At 65.3% G+C, this 19,155-nt stretch carries 17 protein-coding genes; 8 read left to right on the forward strand and 9 right to left on the reverse strand.

What is annotated here, in order from left to right; all coding sequences use genetic code 11:
* From ACE039_RS23545 to ACE039_RS23570, 6 genes are all read right to left on the reverse strand, one after another.
* Window positions 1-968: branched-chain amino acid ABC transporter permease (locus ACE039_RS23545; protein WP_485823468.1), on the reverse strand; the 968-nt coding region annotated here is incomplete at its 3' end.
* A complete protein-coding gene (locus ACE039_RS23550) occupies window positions 965-1,843 on the reverse strand; it encodes a branched-chain amino acid ABC transporter permease (protein WP_105559082.1) in 879 nt (292 codons plus the stop codon). The genes ACE039_RS23550 and ACE039_RS23545, both read right to left, overlap by 4 nt.
* A 25-nt stretch (window positions 1,844-1,868) precedes the next feature.
* A complete protein-coding gene (locus ACE039_RS23555; protein WP_105559081.1) occupies window positions 1,869-3,029 on the reverse strand; it encodes an ABC transporter substrate-binding protein in 1,161 nt (386 codons plus the stop codon).
* A gap of 31 nt (window positions 3,030-3,060) precedes the next feature.
* The gene (locus ACE039_RS23560) at window positions 3,061-3,906 is read right to left on the reverse strand and encodes an alpha/beta fold hydrolase (RefSeq protein ID WP_485823469.1); all 846 of its coding nucleotides are present in this window, start codon (window positions 3,904-3,906) and stop codon (window positions 3,061-3,063) included.
* Complete coding sequence (locus ACE039_RS23565) at window positions 3,903-5,462, reverse strand: benzoate-CoA ligase family protein (protein WP_313462707.1); 1,560 nt, start codon at window positions 5,460-5,462, stop codon at window positions 3,903-3,905. Before ACE039_RS23565 ends, ACE039_RS23560 begins: the two co-directional genes overlap by 4 nt.
* Before the next feature lie 106 nt (window positions 5,463-5,568).
* Window positions 5,569-6,045, reverse strand: coding sequence for a DUF4863 family protein (locus ACE039_RS23570; protein ID WP_313462706.1), 477 nt, complete (start codon window positions 6,043-6,045; stop codon window positions 5,569-5,571).
* Between the two features lie 180 nt (window positions 6,046-6,225).
* Between ACE039_RS23570 and ACE039_RS23575 the strand changes: the two genes are divergently transcribed.
* From ACE039_RS23575 to ACE039_RS23595, 5 genes are all read left to right on the forward strand, one after another.
* The gene (locus ACE039_RS23575) at window positions 6,226-7,134 is read left to right on the forward strand and encodes a helix-turn-helix transcriptional regulator (RefSeq protein WP_310030857.1); all 909 of its coding nucleotides are present in this window, start codon (window positions 6,226-6,228) and stop codon (window positions 7,132-7,134) included.
* Window positions 7,135-7,368: 234 nt separating this feature from the next.
* Complete coding sequence (boxC, locus tag ACE039_RS23580) at window positions 7,369-9,027, forward strand: 2,3-epoxybenzoyl-CoA dihydrolase (protein ID WP_310030855.1); 1,659 nt, start codon at window positions 7,369-7,371, stop codon at window positions 9,025-9,027.
* Between the two features lie 21 nt (window positions 9,028-9,048).
* Window positions 9,049-10,476, forward strand: coding sequence for a benzoyl-CoA 2,3-epoxidase subunit BoxB (boxB, locus tag ACE039_RS23585; protein ID WP_485823470.1), 1,428 nt, complete (start codon window positions 9,049-9,051; stop codon window positions 10,474-10,476).
* A 54-nt stretch (window positions 10,477-10,530) separates the two neighbouring features.
* Window positions 10,531-11,787, forward strand: a complete 1,257-nt coding sequence (boxA, locus tag ACE039_RS23590; RefSeq protein ID WP_485823471.1) for a benzoyl-CoA 2,3-epoxidase subunit BoxA — start codon at window positions 10,531-10,533, stop codon at window positions 11,785-11,787.
* An 81-nt stretch (window positions 11,788-11,868) separates the two neighbouring features.
* Complete coding sequence (locus tag ACE039_RS23595) at window positions 11,869-12,312, forward strand: MaoC family dehydratase (protein WP_105559073.1); 444 nt, start codon at window positions 11,869-11,871, stop codon at window positions 12,310-12,312.
* 68 nt (window positions 12,313-12,380) lie between these two features.
* On the opposite strand, the gene ACE039_RS23600 is transcribed toward ACE039_RS23595, so the two are convergent.
* The 3 genes from ACE039_RS23600 to ACE039_RS23610 form a co-directional block, all read right to left on the reverse strand.
* Window positions 12,381-13,367: a TRAP transporter substrate-binding protein gene (locus ACE039_RS23600; protein ID WP_485823472.1), complete on the reverse strand. Its 987-nt coding sequence runs from the start codon at window positions 13,365-13,367 to the stop codon at window positions 12,381-12,383.
* A 165-nt stretch (window positions 13,368-13,532) separates the two neighbouring features.
* Window positions 13,533-14,726, reverse strand: a complete 1,194-nt coding sequence (locus ACE039_RS23605; protein WP_485823473.1) for an acyl-CoA dehydrogenase — start codon at window positions 14,724-14,726, stop codon at window positions 13,533-13,535.
* A 129-nt stretch (window positions 14,727-14,855) separates the two neighbouring features.
* On the reverse strand, window positions 14,856-16,538 hold the full coding sequence (locus tag ACE039_RS23610; protein WP_310030846.1) for a thiamine pyrophosphate-binding protein: 1,683 nt from the start codon (window positions 16,536-16,538) through the stop codon (window positions 14,856-14,858).
* A 170-nt stretch (window positions 16,539-16,708) separates the two neighbouring features.
* Here ACE039_RS23610 and ACE039_RS23615 point away from each other — a divergent pair, with 170 nt between their 5' ends.
* The 3 genes from ACE039_RS23615 to ybaK are packed head-to-tail and all read left to right on the forward strand — an operon-like array spanning window position 16,709 to window position 19,151.
* Complete coding sequence (locus ACE039_RS23615; protein WP_105559069.1) at window positions 16,709-17,623, forward strand: LysR substrate-binding domain-containing protein; 915 nt, start codon at window positions 16,709-16,711, stop codon at window positions 17,621-17,623.
* A 5-nt stretch (window positions 17,624-17,628) separates the two neighbouring features.
* Window positions 17,629-18,609: a site-specific tyrosine recombinase XerD gene (gene xerD / locus ACE039_RS23620; protein WP_485823474.1), complete on the forward strand. Its 981-nt coding sequence runs from the start codon at window positions 17,629-17,631 to the stop codon at window positions 18,607-18,609.
* Window positions 18,610-18,662: 53 nt separating this feature from the next.
* Window positions 18,663-19,151, forward strand: coding sequence for a Cys-tRNA(Pro) deacylase (gene ybaK, locus ACE039_RS23625; protein WP_310030842.1), 489 nt, complete (start codon window positions 18,663-18,665; stop codon window positions 19,149-19,151).
* Window positions 19,152-19,155 lie beyond the last annotated feature (4 nt).

Genomic DNA, 19,155 nt, shown 5'->3' on the forward strand with positions numbered 1-19,155 from the left:
CCGGCCGCCCGCGCTTCGCGGCGCTGGCGCCATTGCGCGGGCAGTCCGGCGATGCCGTCAGGCAACATCGCCACCAATGCGATGATGGCGATGCCTAGCGGCAGGTGCCAGTGACGGGCGTAGTCGCCGAACAGCGCCTGCGACTGGAACAGTTCCTGCATCAGCACCAGCGCCACGGTTCCCATCACGGCGCCGCCCAGGCTGGCCATGCCCCCCAGGATCACCATCAGCAGCACCAGCCCGGATTGTTCCCAGGCCAGCAGCTCGGGCGTGACGAAACCATCCTTCAGCGCGAACAGGAAGCCCGCCAGGCTGGCCAGCGTGGCGCCCACGACATACGCGGTCAGCTTGTAGGGATAGGTGGAATAGCCCGCCGCCCGCATGCGCTGTTCATTGATGCGGATGCCGGCCAGCGCCGCGCCGAATGGCGAGCGCCGCAGCAGCGCCAGGAACCCCCAGCAAAGCGCCAGGCAGGCCAGCACGAAGTAATAGAAGGTCGTTGCATTGCCCAGGTCGAACGGTACCCGGCCGGCGATCGACAGCTCGGGCCGGAAGTACAGGTAGATGCCGTCGCTGCCGCCGCCGATCTTCGTATCGTGGAACACGTAGTAGGCCATTTGCGCGAACGCCAGCGTCACCATGATGAAGTACACGCCGCGCGTGCGCAGCGCCAAGGCGCCGGTAACCGCGGCGTAGATTGCCGCCGCCAGCAAGGCGGCGGGCAGCAGCCACCAGAGGCTGGCCGCCTCGGATTCGGGCGACAGCAACGCCGCCGCATAGGCGCCTATGCCGAAGAAGGCCGCGTGCCCCAGGCTGACCAGCCCCGCGCCGCCGACCAGCAATTGCAGGCTCAGCGCGAAGATGGCGTAGATCATGACCTTGATCGCCAGGCCGGTGTAGTAGTCGCTGCCGCTCCAGGCGAAGGCGGCCAGCGCCAATAGCGTCGCGAAGGGAAGAAGTCTTGTCATGGCTTGAACAGCCCTTCGGGCTTGCAAAGAAGGATGAAGGCCATCAGCAGGTAGACGAGCACCCCCGCCGCCGACGGGAATAGCACCTGTCCGAAGGTCTCGACGAAGCCCACCAGCATCGCCGCCAGGAACGCGCCGCGAATGGATCCGATGCCGCCGATCACCACCACCACGAAGCAGATGATCAGCACGCCGTTGCCCATGCCGGGATACACCGACGACACGGGCGCGGCGATGGTGCCGGCTAGCGCGGCCAACGCCACGCCCGCCGCGAACACCAATCGGTACAGCTTGTTGACGTCGATGCCCAGCGATCCCGTCATTTCGCGGTTGCTGGCGCCCGCGCGCAGCATCATGCCCAGGCGTGTGCGTGAAATCACCCAGTACAGCAGCAGCGCCACCGCGATGCCTACCGCCGAGATGAACAGCCGATAGACGGGATACGTCATCACGCCGCCCAGCGAAAGGCTGCCTTGGAGCCAGGCGGGCAGCGGCACCCCGTGCACGTCGTTGCCGACCAGGATGCTGCGCAGTTCCTCGAACACCAGGATCAGGCCATAGGTCATCAGCACCTGCTGCAAGTGGTTGCGGTGGTACAGGTAGCTGAAGAATGCCGCTTCCAGGAAATAGCCCAACACGGCGGCCAGCGCCACGCAGACGACAAGCGTCGCGACAAAGCCGCCGCCCAGCCAGCGGTCAACCACCGGGCCCAGCGCGAACGCCATGTAGGCGCCAATCATGTAGAAGCTGCCATGGGCAAGATTGATGATGCCCATGATGCCGAAGATCAGCGTGAGTCCGCTGGCCACCAGGAACAGCAGCAAGCCGTACTGGAAAGCGTTCAGGCTTTGGATGAGCAGGATGCTGATGTCCATGGGGCCTCCTTGTGGCGACGTGGCGTCAGAGCTTGCAGCCGCGGGCCGGGTCGGCCAGTTTCTTGATGGCGACGTCGACGACCTTGTTCTCCAGCCCGTCCACGCGGCGCAGGTAGATGTCCTGCACCGGGTTGCCGGCCGCGGACAAGGTGAAGGGGCCGCGCGGGCTGTCCACCGTGGCGCCGCGCATGGCGGTGCGGAAGTCGGCCTTCTTGGCAAAGTCGCCCTTGACGGCGGACAGGCCAGACTGCATCAGCTGCGCGGCGTCATAGCCCTGCACGGCATACACGTCCGGCTGCGCGTTGTAGTTTTTGGCGTAGTCGGCGCGGAAGGCGTTGTCGCGCGGCGTATTCAGGCCGTCGGCATAGTGCAGCGTGGTCAGCAGGCCTTGCGCGGACGCGCCTTGCGCCTGCAACGTGCCGTCCGTCAGGAATCCCGACCCGTACAGCGGGATGGTCTTGCCCAGGCCGGCGGCGTGATAGTCCTGCACGAATTTCACCGCGCCGCCGCCCGCGAAGAAGGTGAACACCATGTCGGGCTTGGTGGCGGCGATCTCGGTCAGCAGCGACTGGAATTCCACGTTGGGGAACGGCAGGCTCAGCTCCTTGACCACCTTGCCGCCCGCCTTCTCGAAGCCTTCCTTGAAGCCCCCGATCGCCTCGTCGCCCGCGGCGTATTTCCAGGTGATGGTGACGGCCGTCTTGTGGCCCTTGGCGAAGGCGACGGGACCCATCGCATACGCGGGCTGCCAGTTGGTGAACGACGTGCGGAAAATGCCGGGGCCGCACAACGGGCCGGTGATGGCGTTGGCGCCGGCGTTCGTCACGATGAGCGTGGTGTCGCTGTCTTTGGCGGCTTTCGCCAGCGCCATCGCCACGCCCGAATGCACGGTGCCGATCAGCACGTCGACCTGGTCGCGTTTGATCAGGCGGTTGGCGTTTTCCGCGGCCTTGGCGGGGTTGGACTCGTCGTCCACCTTGAAGTATTCGATCTCGCGCCCGCCCAGCTTGCCGCCTTGCTCGGCGACGTACAGCTTGAAGCCGTTTTCGATGGCGTTGCCCAGCGCGGCGTAGGTGCCGCTATAGGGCAGCATGAATCCGACTTTAAGCTTGTCGGCGGCTTGCGCGCCGCTGGCGGCGAACGTCAGGGCCGCGGCAATCGCGGCCCGGGTCAGGGCGTGGTTCATGGTTTGTCTCCGTGCTTGTCATGGGCTGGCGTCAAGGCCGGCCGGGTTTGTCCAACGCGCCGATGAAATCGGCGACGGCCTGGATAACAATGGCGGGCTGGTCCTTGTGCGGCGAATGGCGGCAGTCGGGAATTTCCAGCAGCACGGTTTGCGGCGCATGGCGGCGGATGCCGCGTATCTGCGCCAGCGAACCGTACTCGTCGTCCACGCCCTGGATCGCCAGTACGGGGCAGACGATGCGGGGCAGATAGTCTTCGATGTTCCAGCGGCGGAAATCGGGGTTCAGCCAGATGTCGTTCCAGCCCCAGAACGCCGAATCCACGTCCGCGTGATAGCGGGCCAGCCGGCTGCGCAGGTCCGTGTCCAGATAGGCCTGGCGCGCCAGTGCGATGTTCGCGACCGTCACGTCTTCGACGAACGTGTGCGGCGCGGCCACCACCACCCCCGCGACGGCCTCCGGGTGCATGGCGGCATGCAGCAGGGCGATTGACCCGCCGTCGCTATGGCCGAACAGCACCGGCTTGTCGCGGCGCGCGTCCACGCCCAGGGCGGCGAACAAGGCCGGCAGCACGTCACGCGCCTCGCGGTGCATGAAGTCCACCGGCCACTTTTCCTGCGGCGGACGCGGCGTGGACTGCCCGTAGCCATAACGCGATACCGCCAGCCCGCGGCATCCGGCGGCTTCGCAGACCTGCGCCGGCCAGTCCTTCCACATCGCGACCGAACCCAGGCCTTCGTGCAGGAACACCAGCAACGGCGCCGTGGCGCGCTCGGGCGCGATCCACAGGCATTCCAGGCGCAGCGGCCGGCCGGCGGCGTCGACCTCCGCGAAGGCCGGGCGCAGGCTTGGCGTGCTGATGGCGGCCGCGCCGTTCACAGCGTCGCCTCTTCCAATTGGCGCAGACGGAACCGCTGGATCTTGCCCGTAGCGGTCTTGGGAAGCTCTTCGGTGAAATTGATCTGGCGCGGATACTTGAAGGGCGCAAGATGTTGCTTCACATAGTTTTGCAGCGCGGCGCCCGTGCTGGCGTCCGGTTCGAAACCGGGGCGCAGCACGACGTAGGCCTTGGTCTTGACCAGCCCGTCGTGGTCCGGCACGCCGATCACCGCGGCTTCCAGCACGGCCTCGTGCTGCACCAGGATGTTCTCGACTTCGACCGGCGACACGTACTGGCCGCTGACCTTGATCATGTCGTCGCTGCGGCCCGCATAGGTGTAGTAGCCGTCGGCATCGCAGGTGTATTTATCGCCGCTCTTGAGCCAATCGCCCAGGAAGCATTGGCGTGTCTTGTCGCGGTTGTTCCAGTACATCAGTGCGGCGCTGGGGCCTTTGATGTAGAGATCGCCGATGGCGCCGGGTTCGACCGGCGCGCCGTTCTCGTCGCGCAACTGCACTTCGTAGCCGGGCACGGGCTTGCCGGTGGTGCCGTAGCGCAACTGCCCGCTCTGGTTCGAAATAAAGATGTGCAGCATCTCGGTCGAGCCGATGCCGTCCAGGATTTCACAGCCGAAATGCCGCGTGAAACGTTCGCCGATGTCGCGCGGCAACGCTTCGCCTGCCGACGTGCAGACCCGCATTGCCACCTGCGAGCGCGGCGGCAGGTCGGGCGATGCCAGCATGCTGGCGTATAGCGTGGGCACGCCGTAGAACACGGTGGGGCGGTGCCTGGTCAGGCGCTGGAAGACGGCTTGCGGCGTGGGGCGTTCGCCCATCAGCACCACGGTAGCGCCGACCGACAGGGGGAACGTCAGGCCATTGCCCAGGCCATAGGCGAAGAACAGTTTGGCCGCCGAGAACACCACGTCGTCTTCGCGTATGCCCAATACCGGCTTGGCATACAGTTCGGCCGTGTGCCACAGGTTGCCGTGCGTGTGGACCACGCCTTTGGGCTTGCCCGTGGATCCCGAGGAATACAGCCAGAAGGCGATTTCGTCGGAAAGTGTACGGACGGCGGGCGCGATCGGCGCGGCAGCCAACAGCGCCTCGAACTCCTGGGCATGCACGGGCAGGGCGGCCGTGGGCTGAGACACCACGATGTGTTCGGCATCGGCCGGCGCCTGGGCCAGCGCCGTCTGCAAGACAGGCAATAGCGCGCCCGAGACGAACACGGCGCGCACCCGGCTGTGCGCCAGGATGTAGGCGTAGTCGTCCGCGGTCAGCAGGGTATTGACCGCCACGGGCACCACGCCGGCATGCAGCGCGCCCAGGAACACGACGGGCCAGTCGGCCGTGTCTTGCATCAGCAGCAAAATGCGTTCTTCGCGGCGCAGCCCCAATTGGCGCAGGGCGCCCGCCATGCGGGCGACCCGTTCGGCCAGTTCGCCGTAGCTCAACTGCCGGGTGTCGTCGATATAGGCGGCCTTGGCGGCCCGGGGCGCATTCAGCGCGGCCAGGTAACTGGCGAAATTGAGTTCGGCGGGGCAGGTGTTCACGGTTGTCTCCTGATGTCCTGGTGGGGGGCCATGGCGCTGTCTTTTTTCCGCTGCACCGTGTCAAGGCACGGCGCGCGGGGGTTATTGCGCGCGCGGGGGCGAGGGCCTAGCTGTCGGGCCGGGTGAATTCAATGGCGCCGCCGGGCAGCAGGTACAGCACCAGCGCGCGTCCTTGCGTGACAGTCGGGCGATGCGCGCTGCCTGGGCCGTAGACCAGCCAGCCGGCGCCATGCCCATCGAACCGCGCGTCGGCGGTCAGCGGCATGATCAAATCGATTTCACCGTTGGGATGGGCGTGGTGGGGGCCCGCCAGGTCGTCCATGTCGACGACGTCCACCGAACAGCCGGCCAGGTCTTCGGCGGGCTTGATCACGCGGCCATAGCGGATGCCGCCGCCTTCTCGATTGCACATCCAGCCGTCGGCCACGCCCTGTTTACAGGCGGCGAAGATGTTCTGGTACAGGGCGCTTTGCGGGCCGGCTTCGCGGTTCAGCCGCGCCGCCAGCCCATCGTCCAGCGGCTGGCCCGACAGCAGGCGCGTGGCCTCGCGCATCAGGGCATGGAATTGATCTGGCGTGCTCACCGGGACTCCTCCTTTACACTGTCGGCGCCTAAGACGCGGCATGAAATCAAGTGCTGCTTTTTTGCACACCTAGGCGGCTCGGAACTGCTTTGAGGAAAAATAGTGCTTCCATCGAATTGGGTCAAGCACTATAGTGCATAAAACTGGGCTTATCAGGGTATTTGCGGAGTCAGCCAAAACATGAATCAAGCGCTAGACGCGGCGCCATCCGAACCCAGGCGGGAAGCTTTCCTGGTGGCATTGGGCGAGCGGGTGCGCCGCCTGCGGGCCATACGCGGCATGACGCGCAAGGGCCTGTCCCAGGTCACCGGCGTGTCCGAGCGCCATCTGGCCAATCTCGAGCACGGCGTGGGCAACGCCTCGATCCTGGTGCTGCTGCAGATCGCCCGCGCATTCAACTGCGCGCTGGCCGAACTGGTCGGCGACGTCACCACGGAATCGCCCGACTGGCTGCTGATCCGGGAGTTGCTCAGTGGCCGCACGGAATCCGACCTGCAGCGGGCCCGCGAGGCCCTGACCCAGCTGTTCGGCGTGGGGGCGGGCGCGCAACGTCCCAACCGCACGCAACGGGTGGCGCTGATCGGGCTGCGCGGCGCCGGCAAATCCACGTTGGGCCAGATGCTGGCCGACGACCTGGGCTTCCCCTTTGTCGAGCTGAACCGCGAGATCGAACGCGTGGCCGGGTGCAGCATCCTGGAAATCCATAATCTCTACGGTCCCAATGCCTACCGCCGCTACGAACGCCGCGCGCTGGAAGAGGCCGTGCAGATCTATCCGGAAATGGTGCTGGCCACGCCCGGCGGACTGGTCTCGGAACCGGCCACGCTGAACCTGCTGCTGGCGCATTGCTATACGGTCTGGCTGCGCGCGACGCCCGAAGAACACATGGGCCGGGTGATGGCCCAGGGCGATTTCCGCCCCATGTCGGGCAACAACGAAGCGATGTCCGACCTGAAGCGCATCCTGGCGGGGCGCGAAGCGTTCTACGCCAAGGCGGACCTGACCTGGGTGACCAGCAACCTGGAGGTGCAGGAGAGCTTCGCCGGTTTGCGCACCCAGGTCCGCAAAGCCTGCGGCCTGCCGTTATAGCTGCTTGTAGCGGCGAAGCCGCCCTTGCCCGGCGGCCGCCGCACCCACGATGCCCATGAAGGCCGCCCGACGAGGCGGCCTTTTCACGTCCGGCGGCGGATTCGCACCCCGACAGTGAATCTGCACTTTTATGCATGTCTTGCTTGACGCGTATTTTTTCCTGCACTAATCTGCACAATAATTCATGTGATGCAGTATTTTTCCTGTCCAGCAGGGCGTACGAGGAGACACACCATGAGCAGCACCATCAACCGGGTCGATTTCCGGACGCAACCCGAGCGCTACCGCCATTGGCGCCTGACGTTCGACGGCCCGGTCGCCACGCTGGCCATGGATGTGGCCGAAGACGGCGGCCTGCGTCCGGGCTACAAGCTGAAGCTGAACTCCTACGACCTGGGCGTGGACATCGAACTGCACGACGCCTTGCAGCGCATCCGCTTCGAACATCCCGAAGTGCGCAGTGTGGTCGTGACCAGCATGAAAGACCGCATTTTCTGTTCCGGCGCCAATATCTTCATGCTGGGCCTGTCCTCGCACGCCTGGAAGGTCAACTTCTGCAAGTTCACCAATGAAACCCGCAACGGCATCGAAGACGCCAGCCGCCATAGCGGCCTGAAGTTCATCGCGGCGCTGAACGGCGCCTGCGCCGGCGGCGGGTATGAATTGGCGTTGGCCTGCGACGAGATCCTGCTGGTCGATGACCGCTCGTCTTCCGTGGCGCTGCCCGAAGTGCCGCTGCTGGGCGTGCTGCCCGGCACGGGGGGGCTGACCCGCGTGACCGACAAGCGCCGCGTGCGCCACGACCACGCCGACATCTTCTGCACGCTGGTCGAAGGCGTGCGCGGCCAGCGCGCCAAGGACTGGCGCCTGGTGGACGACGTGATCAAGCCCGCGCGCTTCGAGGCTGCCGTGCGGGAACGGGCGCTGGCGCTGGCCGAGGGTAGCGACCGTCAGCCCGGCGAGCAGGGCATTGCGTTGACGCCGCTGCAGCGCACCGAAAGCGCGGACCGTCTTTCATACCAATACGTCGACATCCAGCTGGATCGGGAAAAGCGCCAAGCCACCTGGACCGTGCGCGCCCCGCAAGGTCCCGTGGAATCCGAGTTGGCGGACATCATTGCCGCCGGGGCCGCCTGGTGGCCGCTGCAAATGGCGCGCGAACTGGACGACGCCATCCTGTCCATGCGCACCAATGAACTGGATATCGGCACCTGGGTCCTGAAGACGGAAGGCGATGCGCAGGCCGTGCTGGCCGCCGATGCCGCGCTGCAACGTCATGCCGGCCATTGGTTCGTGCGCGAAACCGCCGGCATGCTGCGCCGCACGCTGGCGCGCCTGGACGTGACGTCGCGCAGCCTGTTCGCCTTGATCGAGCCGGGTTCCTGCTTTGTCGGCACATTGCTGGAACTGGCGCTGGCGGCGGACCGCAGCTACATGCTGGACAGCGAAGACGAATCCGCGCCCGCGCAGATCGTGGTGGGCGAACGCAACTTCGGCGCGTATCCGCTGGTGAACGGCCAAAGCCGTCTGCAGCGCCGCTTTTATGAAGAGGCCGCGCCGCTGGAAGCCGTGCGTGCGCGCGCCGGGCAACGCCTGTCGGCCGCCGATGCGCTGGCCCTGGGTCTGGTGACCTTCGCGCCCGACAGCATCGACTGGGACGACGAGGTGCGGATGGTGCTGGAGGAACGGCGCGCGTTGTCGCCCGACGCCCTGACCGGCCTGGAGGCGAACCTGCGCTTCGGCGGCCACGAAACGATGGAAACCCGCATCTTCGGCCGCCTCACCGCGTGGCAGAACTGGATTTTCAACCGTCCCAATGCGGCCGGCGACAAGGGCGCGCTGAAGCTATACGGCAAGGGCGAACAGGCCGCGTTCGACTGGAACCGGGTCTGATAAAGAACAAGGAGCGAGACAATGTCTGGAATCAACTACACCGATAAGATCCCCAATAACGTCAACCTGTCCGGCGACCGCACCTTGCAACGCGCGTTGGAACATTGGCAGCCGAACTACCTGCAATGGTGGCAGGACATGGGGCCCGACGGCTCGCACGGCTTCGACGTCTACCTGCGCACCGCGGTCAGCGTCGAGCCCGATGGCTGGGCCAACTTCAACCACGTCCGCATGCCCGATTACCGCTGGGGCATCTTCCTGGCGCCGCAGGACGGACAGCGCAAGATCCATTTCGGCGAGAACATGGGACGCGACGTCTGGCAGGACGTGCCGGGCGAACACCGTGCCAACCTGCGCCGCATCATCGTCACGCAGGGCGACACCGAACCGGCTTCGATCGAACAGCAGCGCCACCTGGGACTGACTGCGCCGTCGCAGTACGACCTGCGCAACCTGTTCCAGATCAACGTCGAAGAAGGGCGCCACTTGTGGGCGATGGTGTACCTGCTGCACCGCTACTTCGGCCGCGACGGACGCGAAGAGGCCGATGCGCTCTTGCAGCGCAGTTCGGGCGATTCCGACAATCCGCGCATTCTTGGCGCGTTCAACGAGAAGACACCGGACTGGCTGGCCTTCTACATGTTCACCTACTTCACCGACCGCGACGGAAAATTCCAGCTGTGCGCGTTGGCCGAATCCAGTTTCGATCCCCTGGCCCGCACCACCAAATTCATGCTGACCGAAGAAGCGCACCACATGTTCGTGGGCGAATCGGGCATCTCGCGCGTGATCCAGCGCACCTGCGAAGTGATGAACCAACTGAAGATGGATGACCCGGAAAGCGTGCGCGCCGCTGGCGTGATCGACCTGCCGACCATCCAGCGCTACCTGAACTTCCACTACAGCGTCACCATCGACCTGTTTGGCGCGGACCAATCGTCCAACGCCGCGATCTTCTACGGGTCGGGGCTGAAGGGCCGTTACGAGGAATCCAAGCGCACCGACGACCACCAACTGAAGAACGACACCTATCGCGTGCTGACCGTGAACAACGGCAAGCTGAACGAGATTGAAGTGCCCATGCTGAACGCCTTGAACGAAGTGCTGCGCGATGACTTCATCCGCGATTCCGTGGCCGGCATCGGGCGCTGGAACAAGGTCATCGAGAAAAGCGGCATTCCGTTCCGTCTGCACGTGCCGCACAAGGCGTTCAACCGCCAGATCGGCACCTTGGCCGGCATCCGCATGTCGCCCGAAGGCGAGATCCTGTCGGAAGCCCAATGGCAGGCCAACAGCCACAAGTGGCTGCCCACGCCAGAGGACCGCGCGTTCGTCGCGTCGCTGATGGGACGCGTCACGGAGCCCGGCAAGTTCGCCAACTGGATCGCGCCCCCCGTCATGGGCATCAACCGCCAGCCCGTGAATTTCGATTACGTCCGTTTCAACTAAGGCGACAGGGCGGCGTGCTGGCATGCCGCCCGCCAGCGCATTGGGAAGACTGCGATGAACGCCCCACTACCCGTACAAGTGCTGAAGCAGCATCTGATCGATCCCGAGATCTGCATCCGCTGCAACACCTGTGAAGAGACCTGTCCGGTCGACGCCATCACCCACGACTCGAACAATTACGTGGTGGACCCTGATATCTGCAACGGCTGCATGGCCTGCGTGCCGCCATGCCCCACGGGGTCGATCGACAACTGGCGGCTGGTGCTGCGCGCCGACGCGTATTCGGTGCAAGATCAACTGAGCTGGGAGGAATTGCCTTTGGAAAAGGCGTTGCCGGCAACGCCCGAGACCGGTGGCGGCGTGGAACCCGCCGCGGCCGTGCCCGATGCCGCCGCCGTGTCATCTCTGGCGCCTGCCACTTCGTTTTCGCAGGCCGGCGCGTCGGTGCCGCCGTGGTCCGCGGCGCACCCCTACGTCAACCTGTACACGCACAAGACGCCGATGACGGCCACCGTCGTGGGTAACTACCGCGTGACTGGCGCCGACACCGAAAGCGATATCCATCACATCGTGCTGGATTTCGGTGAGCTGCCGTTTCCGGTGCTGGAAGGGCAATCCATCGGGATCCTGCCGCCGGGCGTCGATGCGCAGGGGCGGCCGCATCACGCGCGCCAGTATTCGCTGGCCAGTCCGCGCGATGGCGAACGCGCGGGCTACAACAACCTGTCGCTGACGGTGAAGCGTGTGACGGAAGACCATGGCGGCGTCGCCGCGCATGGGGTGTGTTCGAACTACCTGTGCGATCTGGCCAAGAACGACACCGTGCAGGTGATAGGCCCATTCGGCCATACGTTCCTGATGCCGAACCATCCCCGCGCCAATCTGATCATGATCTGCACGGGCACGGGCTCGGCGCCGATGCGCGCAATGACCGAACGCTACCGCCGCCGCATCGGCACCGGAGAAAACGGCCGTCTGATGCTGTTCTTCGGCGCCCGCACCGAACGCGAACTGCCGTATTTCGGCCCGTTGATGAAGCTGCCTCGCGACTTCATCGACATCAACCTGGCGCTCTCTCGCGAGCCGGGGCAACCCAAGCGCTACGTGCAGGACCTGATCCGCGAACGCGGCCCCCAAGTACGCGACCTTCTGTCAGACCGCAACACCTGCATTTACGTCTGTGGCCTGAAAGGCATGGAAGTCGGCGTGCTGGACGCCTTGCGCGACGTGACGGTGCAATCGGGGCAGGATTGGTCTATCCTGCATGATGTGCTGCGCCGCGAAGGGCGCCTGCATTTCGAGACGTACTGAATCCTATAACTTGAGCGTGACACACGTGAAAAACGGCGCGCCATGGCGCGCCGTTTGCGTTGGTCAGGGGGAAAACCAAAGATGAAGTTCGCCGATTTCAAGGACGGCATGTTGATCAAGGCTGGCCCGGTCACCATCACCGAGGCCGAAATCCTGGAGTTCGCACGCAAGTTCGATCCCCAATGGTTCCACACCGACCCCCAACGGGCCGCGGAAGGGCGTTGGGGCGGGCTGATCGCCAGTGGCTGGCATACCTGCGCGCTGGCCATGCGCATGGCAGTGGACGCCGCCCTGCATGATTCCGAATCGTTCGGGTCTCCTGGCCTGGGCGAAGTGCGCTGGCGCACCCCGGTGCGGCCAGGCGACACCTTGCGCCTGGAAGCGCGGGTCCAGGGCGCGCGCACGTCGTCCTCGCGTCCCGACCTGGGCATCATCACGTGGGCGTGGACCGTCATCAACCAGCACGACGAAGGCGTGCTGGAATTGGACGCGACGAGCCTGTTCGACTTGTCAGGCGAAAACTAAGCACCGGGGGGGCGCTTGTTCGCCCCGCCCGATCCGCGCCGCCCGCAACCGTAGCGCCTTCAGCGCTTTCAGCGCTTGGCGCCCCGCTTCAAAATGCTTGCCGCGTCGGGGCCGACCGCCGTCTTCCATGCCTGCACCGAATCCGCAGCGGCATCCCGCAGCGCACGGCGCACGGCGGACGGCACCGTGGTATTGATCGCGACGCCGTTCTTGCGCATGTTGGCGTAGTTCTGTTGCAGGCGGCCCTCGATGCGCTTCCATTGCTCGGTTTCCGTCTGCGCCGCGGCTTGGTCGATGGCGCGCCGTGACCGCTCGTCCAGCGCCTGATAAGCCTGCAGATTCATCGTTGCGACGGAAATCGGCATCGCATAGTTGATCTCGGCGAAGTGGGGCAGGTGTTCCCAGAGTTTTCGTCCGGCTCCCCCGTCGCCAGACGAGAGCACGGCGTTCACGTCGCCGGCAACGATGCGCGGCATGGCGTCGGCAAACGAAATGTTCTCCGCGCGGGCCCCGGCCTTTCGCATCACTTCCTGCGACGTCGCGTCATACGTGCGGATGCTCAGGCCCTTCAGCGCCGCCAGGCCATCGATCTTCTGTTTGGACCAGATGCCGGAAGCGGGCCACGGCGTGGTGTAGAGCAGTTTCTGTCCATGGGCCGCCAGCAACTTTTCGTAGGCGGGCCGCGCGGCCTTGTTCAGGTTGCGCGCCTTGGCCAGCGAGTCCGCCAGGAACGGCAGGGACGACACGCCGAACAAGGGATATTTCGTGGCCAGCGCGCCGGCGAACGCATCGCCGGCATCCACTTTTCGGGTTTCCACGGCGTCGATCATGTCGCCGGATTTAATGCCCTTGGACGCGTCGTAGGTGGCGTCGATGACCACGTTGCCTGCCGATTTCGCACGGACCAGCTCCGCGAAGGTAGACACGCCTTGCCCCGGCATGGACGTCGCCGGGTATTCAGTGGTCATCGTCAGGGTAGTGACGGCATAGGCGCCATGGCCGACAAAGGCCAGGGTAAGACCCGCCATCAGGCGGAGGGATGAGCGGACGTGCATTCGCGACTCCAGGTCGGGGAAAGTGCACAAAGCGTACGGCGTGTGCAAGCCCGCGCCTATACGGGCTAACGGCAATGCGCCCCGCGATGTATCGCCGTTCAGTTCATCGAAGGCAAAAAAAACCGCCCCAAGGGGCGGTTTTGTCGGCGATGGCCGGTCAGGCGATCAATAGAACGCCTGGATGCCGGTCTGCGCGCGGCCCAGGATCAGGGCGTGCACGTCATGGGTGCCTTCGTAGGTGTTGACCACTTCCAGGTTCACCAGGTGGCGGGCCACGCCGAACTCGTCGGAAATGCCGTTGCCGCCCAGCATGTCGCGGGCCAGGCGGGCGATGTCCAGCGCCTTGCCGCAAGAGTTGCGCTTCATGATCGACGTGATTTCGACGGCGGCGGTGCCTTCGTCCTTCATGCGGCCCAGACGCAGGCAGCCTTGCAGGGCCAGCGTGATTTCGGTCTGCATGTCGGCCAGCTTCTTCTGGATCAGCTGGTTGGCGGCGAGCGGGCGGCCGAACTGCTTGCGATCCAGCGTGTACTGGCGAGCCGTGTGCCAGCAGGCTTCAGCGGCGCCGACAGCGCCCCAGGCGATGCCGTAGCGGGCGGAATTCAGGCAGGTGAACGGACCTTTCAGGCCGGACACGCCAGGCATCATCTGGTCTTCCGAGATCTCGACTTCGTCCATGACGATTTCGCCGGTGATCGACGCGCGCAGGCCGACCTTGCCGTGGATGGCCGGGGCCGACAGGCCCTTCATGCCCTTTTCCAGGATGAAGCCGCGGATCTTGCCGTCGAACTCGCCGCCGACGCACTTGGCCCACACGACGAACACGTCGGCGATGGGGGAGTTGGTGATCCACATCTTGTTGCCGGAAACCTTGTAGCCGTCGGACGTCTTGACGGCGCGGGTTTCCATGCCGCCGGGGTCGGAACCGTGGTTGGGTTCGGTCAGGCCGAAGCAGCCGATCCATTCGCCGCGCGCCAGCTTGGGCAGGTACTTCTGCTTTTGTGCTTCGCTGCCGAATTCGTTGATCGGCACCATGACCAGCGACGACTGCACGCTCATCATCGAGCGGTAGCCGGAGTCGATGCGTTCGACTTCGCGGGCGATCAGGCCGTAGCTGACGTAGTTCATGCCAGCGCCGCCGTAGGCTTCAGGGATGGTGGCGCCCAACAGGCCGAGTTCGCCCATTTCCGAGAAGATTTCCGGATCGGTCTTCTCGTTGCGGAAGGCGTTCAGCACGCGGGGGGCAAGCTTGTCCTGCGAATAGGCATAGGCGGCGTCGCGCACCATGCGTTCTTCTTCGGTCAGTTGCTGGTCCAGCAACAGGGGATCTTGCCATTGAAAAGAAGGATTCGAGGACATGCTGGGTCTCCGCTATGGATTTCCGTATTCGGAATCTAGAAAGTTTAAACCTAAAATAATTCGGGCGGCAAGTTGGGGTTTGCACGGCAACGCGCAAGCGTGTTGCCGGCCGCGCCGCCCGGTCTGGTATCAGTGCTGGGCTTTGAGCGCCGCGTCGCGGATTTTTTCCAAGGTCGTCGACGGGGTGATGGTTTCCGGATCGATGAAGCAATGCAGAATCGCCGGTTTGCCGCTGGCCAGCGCCCGTTCGAAAGCCGGGCCGAATTGTTCGGTGGTTTCGACCCGTTCGCCGTGGCCGCCGAAGGCGCGCGCGTAATCGGCAAAGTCCGGGTTCTTCAGTTCGGTCGCGGACACGCGGCCGGGGTAGTGCTTTTCCTGGTGCATGCGGATGGTGCCGTACATGCCGTTGTCGACCAGCACCACGATGATGGGCAGGTCGTACTGAACGGCCGTGGCGAATTCCTGGCCGTGCATCAGGAAGCAGCCGTCGCCGGCAAAGCAGACGACGGTCTTGTCGGGCCACACGCGCTTGGCGCCAACCGCCGCCGGCAGGCCGTAGCCCATCGAGCCCGACGTGGGCGCCAGTTGCGTGCCGAAACGGGTGAAGCGGTGGAAGCGGTGCAGCCACGTGGCGTAGTTGCCAGCGCCGTTGGTCATGATGGCGTCGGCCGGCAGCGTCTTTTCCAGATAGGCCATGACCTGGCCCATTTGCAGCGCGCCCGGCGTGGTGATGGCGTCCGGGTTGCTCCATTTCAGGTACGACTCGCGCATGGCTTGCGTGCCTTCGGCCCACACGGGCTTGGCCGGCGCCTTCAGGCCGGCCAGCGACGCGGCGAACGAGGCGGGCGACGTGTTGATGGCCAGGTTGGCGCGGTACACGCGGCCCAGTTCGGCGGTGTCGGGATGCACGTGCACGAGCTTTTGCTTCGGCACCGGGATGTCCAGCAGCGTATAGGCCTGGCTGGGGTTTTCCGACATGCGGCCCCCCACCAGCAGAATCAGGTCGGCGTCGGCCACGCGCTTGAGCAGCGCCGGGTTGATGCCCAGGCCCACGTCGCCGATGAAGCAGGGGTGGTCGGCCGGGAACAGCATCTGGCGGCGGAAAGACACCGCCGTGGGCAACGCATGGCGCTGCGCGAAGTCGGCAAACTGCTGCACCGCGCGGGCATCCCAGCGCGTGCCGCCCAGGATGGCGACCGGATTCTTGGCGCCAGCCAGCAGTTTTTCCAGATCGGCCAATTGGCCGGCCGTGGGGGCGGATTCAATCAATTCGTAACGCGGGGCGTCGGCCACCTTGGCGGCTTCGACCAGCATGTCTTCGGGCAGCGCGATCACGACGGGACCGGGGCGGCCCGACGTGGCAATATGGAAGGCGCGCGAGATCAGTTCGGGAATGCGTTCGACCTGGTCGATCTCGGTGACCCACTTGGCCTGCGTGCCGAACACGGCGCGGTAGTCCATTTCCTGGAAGGCTTCGCGTTCGCGCATGCCGCGTTCGATCTGGCCCACGAACAGGATCAGGGGGGTGGAGTCCTGCTTGGCGATGTGCACGCCGGCCAGCGCGTTGGACGCGCCCGGGCCACGGGTCACCATGCAGATGCCGGGTTCGCCGGTCAGCTTGCCGTGCGCGTCGGCCATCATGGCCGCGCCGCCTTCCTGACGGCACACCGTCACTTTGATATCCGCGTCATGCAGGCCGTCCAGCACCGCCAGGTAGCTCTCGCCGGGAACGCAGAAAACGTGTTTGACGCCCTGGGCGACCAGTTGGTCGACCAGAATGTGACCGCCAAGGCGGGAATCTTGCTGGAGCATGGTGGGGTGTCGTGGGTAGCCGAGGATAAGACTCCCGAGGATATGTGCCCTGGCCGCACAACGCAATTGATAAAATTGCACAATCTATTGATCCCCCGGCACGTAGTGCCCTGTTGCGCCGCCGCAAGCGGCGCGCCCGGCCCAGGCCGGTTTCAGGCTGTCCCCGCCCCATGAGAAACGGCATTCCCAATCTGAGCGCGCTACAGGCGTTCGAAGCATCGGCCCGGCTGGGCAGTTTTTCCCGCGCCGCCGAGGAACTGTCCCTGACGCATAGCGCCGTCTACCGGCAGGTGGCCAGCCTGGAATCCCGGTTGGGGGTGCAGCTGTTCACCCGGGTGCGGCGGCGGATCGTGCTGACGGACCATGGGGCGGAATACGCCGGCCGGATCCGTCACCATCTGGACCAGATCGAAAAAGACACGTTCGGGCTGGTCAGCCGCACCGGCATGGGCCGCAGCATCCATATCGCGGTGGTGCCCACGCTGGCCACCACGTGGCTGATCCCGCGGCTGGCGGATTTCCAGCGGGAACACGCGGACATCACCGTCAGCTTGTCGGTGCGCACCTTGCCGTTCCAGTTCAAGGATCAGCCGTTTGACGGCGCGCTCTACCATGGCGACGGCCTGTGGCCCGGCACCCAGGGCGGGCTGCTGTTTCCCGAACGCGAATTGGTGCCGGTATGCGCGCCCGAGCTTGCGGCCCGGGCGGCGTTGGCGGCGGACACCGGTGTCAGCGCGCTGGCGGGCATGACCCACCTGCATCTGGCGTCGCGGCCGGACGCCTGGCGGCAGTGGTACGGCGCCAACAGTCATCTATATGGTCCGCAGGCGGCGGGCGGGCCCCGCTACGAACTCTTCACGATGGTGATGGCGGCAGTGCAGGCCGGGCTGGGCGTCGGCTTGATGCCGCGCTTCCTGGCGCAACCGGCTCTGGACCAGGGCACGCTCAAGATGCCGGTGCCCCAGTCGTTGACGGTCAGCCAGGGTTACTACTTTGGTTATCCGCAGCGCAGCGAGCGTTCCGACGCGCTCAAGCTCTTCGAAAGCTGGCTGAAGTCCGCCGCCGCGGGCGTTGGGGAAAGGTGAACCGCATGTCAGACGCCCGTCCACCGCTGGCTTCCCAAGCCGATATTGATGCTTTCATCGACGCTGTCTGGCTGGAGGATGGCCTGTCGGCGAACACGCTGGCCGCCTATCGCCGCGACCTGACCGGGTTTGCGCGCTGGCTGGAAGACCCGCAGGCCTACGCCCGTGAAATGGCCGACCGCTACGGCGACGCCGGCAACGCCCTGCCTGCCGCGGGGCCGGCCAAACCTCTGAACGAGGCCCAGAAGGCCGACATCGAAGCCTGGTTTGCTTTCCGCCACGAAGAAACCCGCCCCACCACGGCCAACCGCCGGCTGGCCGCGCTACGCCGCTTTTACGCCTGGGCCTTGCGCGAACATCGCGCCGACCGCGACCCCTGCCTGACGCTCATCGCCGCCAAACAGCCGCCGCGCCTGCCCAAGACCTTGTCTGAACAGCAGGTGGATGCCTTGCTGCGGGCGCCTGATCTGGGCCAGCCGCGCGGCGTACGCGATCGTGCCATGCTGGAAACGCTGTATGCCACCGGCCTGCGGGTCTCGGAACTGGTAAGCGTGCGCGCGCTGGATGTCAGCCTGAACGAAGGCGTGGTGCGCGTCGTGCTGGGCAAGGGCGGCAAGGACCGCCTGGTGCCGCTGGGCGCCGAAGCGGCGCATTGGATCGACCAGTACCTGAAGACCGCCCGCCCCGAGCTGGCGGCCGGGCGTCAAAGCGATGCGCTGTTCATCACCGGCCGCGCCGAAGCGATGTCGCGCCAGGCCTTCTGGCAACTGGTGAAGAAATATGCGCTGCTGGCCGACATCCACGCGCCGCTTTCGCCGCATGTGCTGCGTCATGCGTTCGCCACCCACTTGTTGAATCACGGCGCCGACCTGCGCGTGGTGCAGATGCTGCTGGGCCATGCCGACATTTCCACCACGCAGATCTACACCCATGTGGCGCGCGAACGCCTGAAGGCGCTGCACGCCGCGCATCACCCGCGCGGCTAGCCGCGTTCGCCCGCTGCCTTACACTTTTCGTTTTTTCCGATTGACGCCGACCCATGAGCAAAGCCCGCCACGTTTCTGAAACGCCCGCCACCCAGTTGCTGAAGCAGAACAAGGTGGCCTACACGGAACACACCTACGACTACGTGGACCACGGCGGCGCCGGCGAAGCGGCGCGGCAGCTGGGCCTGGATCCGCATGCGGTGGTCAAGACGCTGGTGATGGAAGACGAATCCGCCAAGCCGCTGATCGTGGTCATGCACGGCGACCGCGAGGTCTCCACCAAGAACCTGGCGCGTCAGGCGGGCTTGAAAAAGGTCGAGCCGTGCAAGCCCGAGGTGGCGCAGCGGCATTCCGGTTACCAGGTCGGCGGCACGTCGCCGTTCGGCACGCGCAAGAAAATGCCGGTGTGGGTCGAAGCCGACGTGCTGACCTACCCCGTGGTCTATATCAACGGCGGCCGGCGGGGTTACCTGATCGGCATCGACCCCAACGTGCTGGTCACGGTGCTGGGCGCAAAGCCGGTGTCGGTGGCGCTGGAATAAAGCG

The organism is Achromobacter maghribensis, from assembly GCF_057334215.1.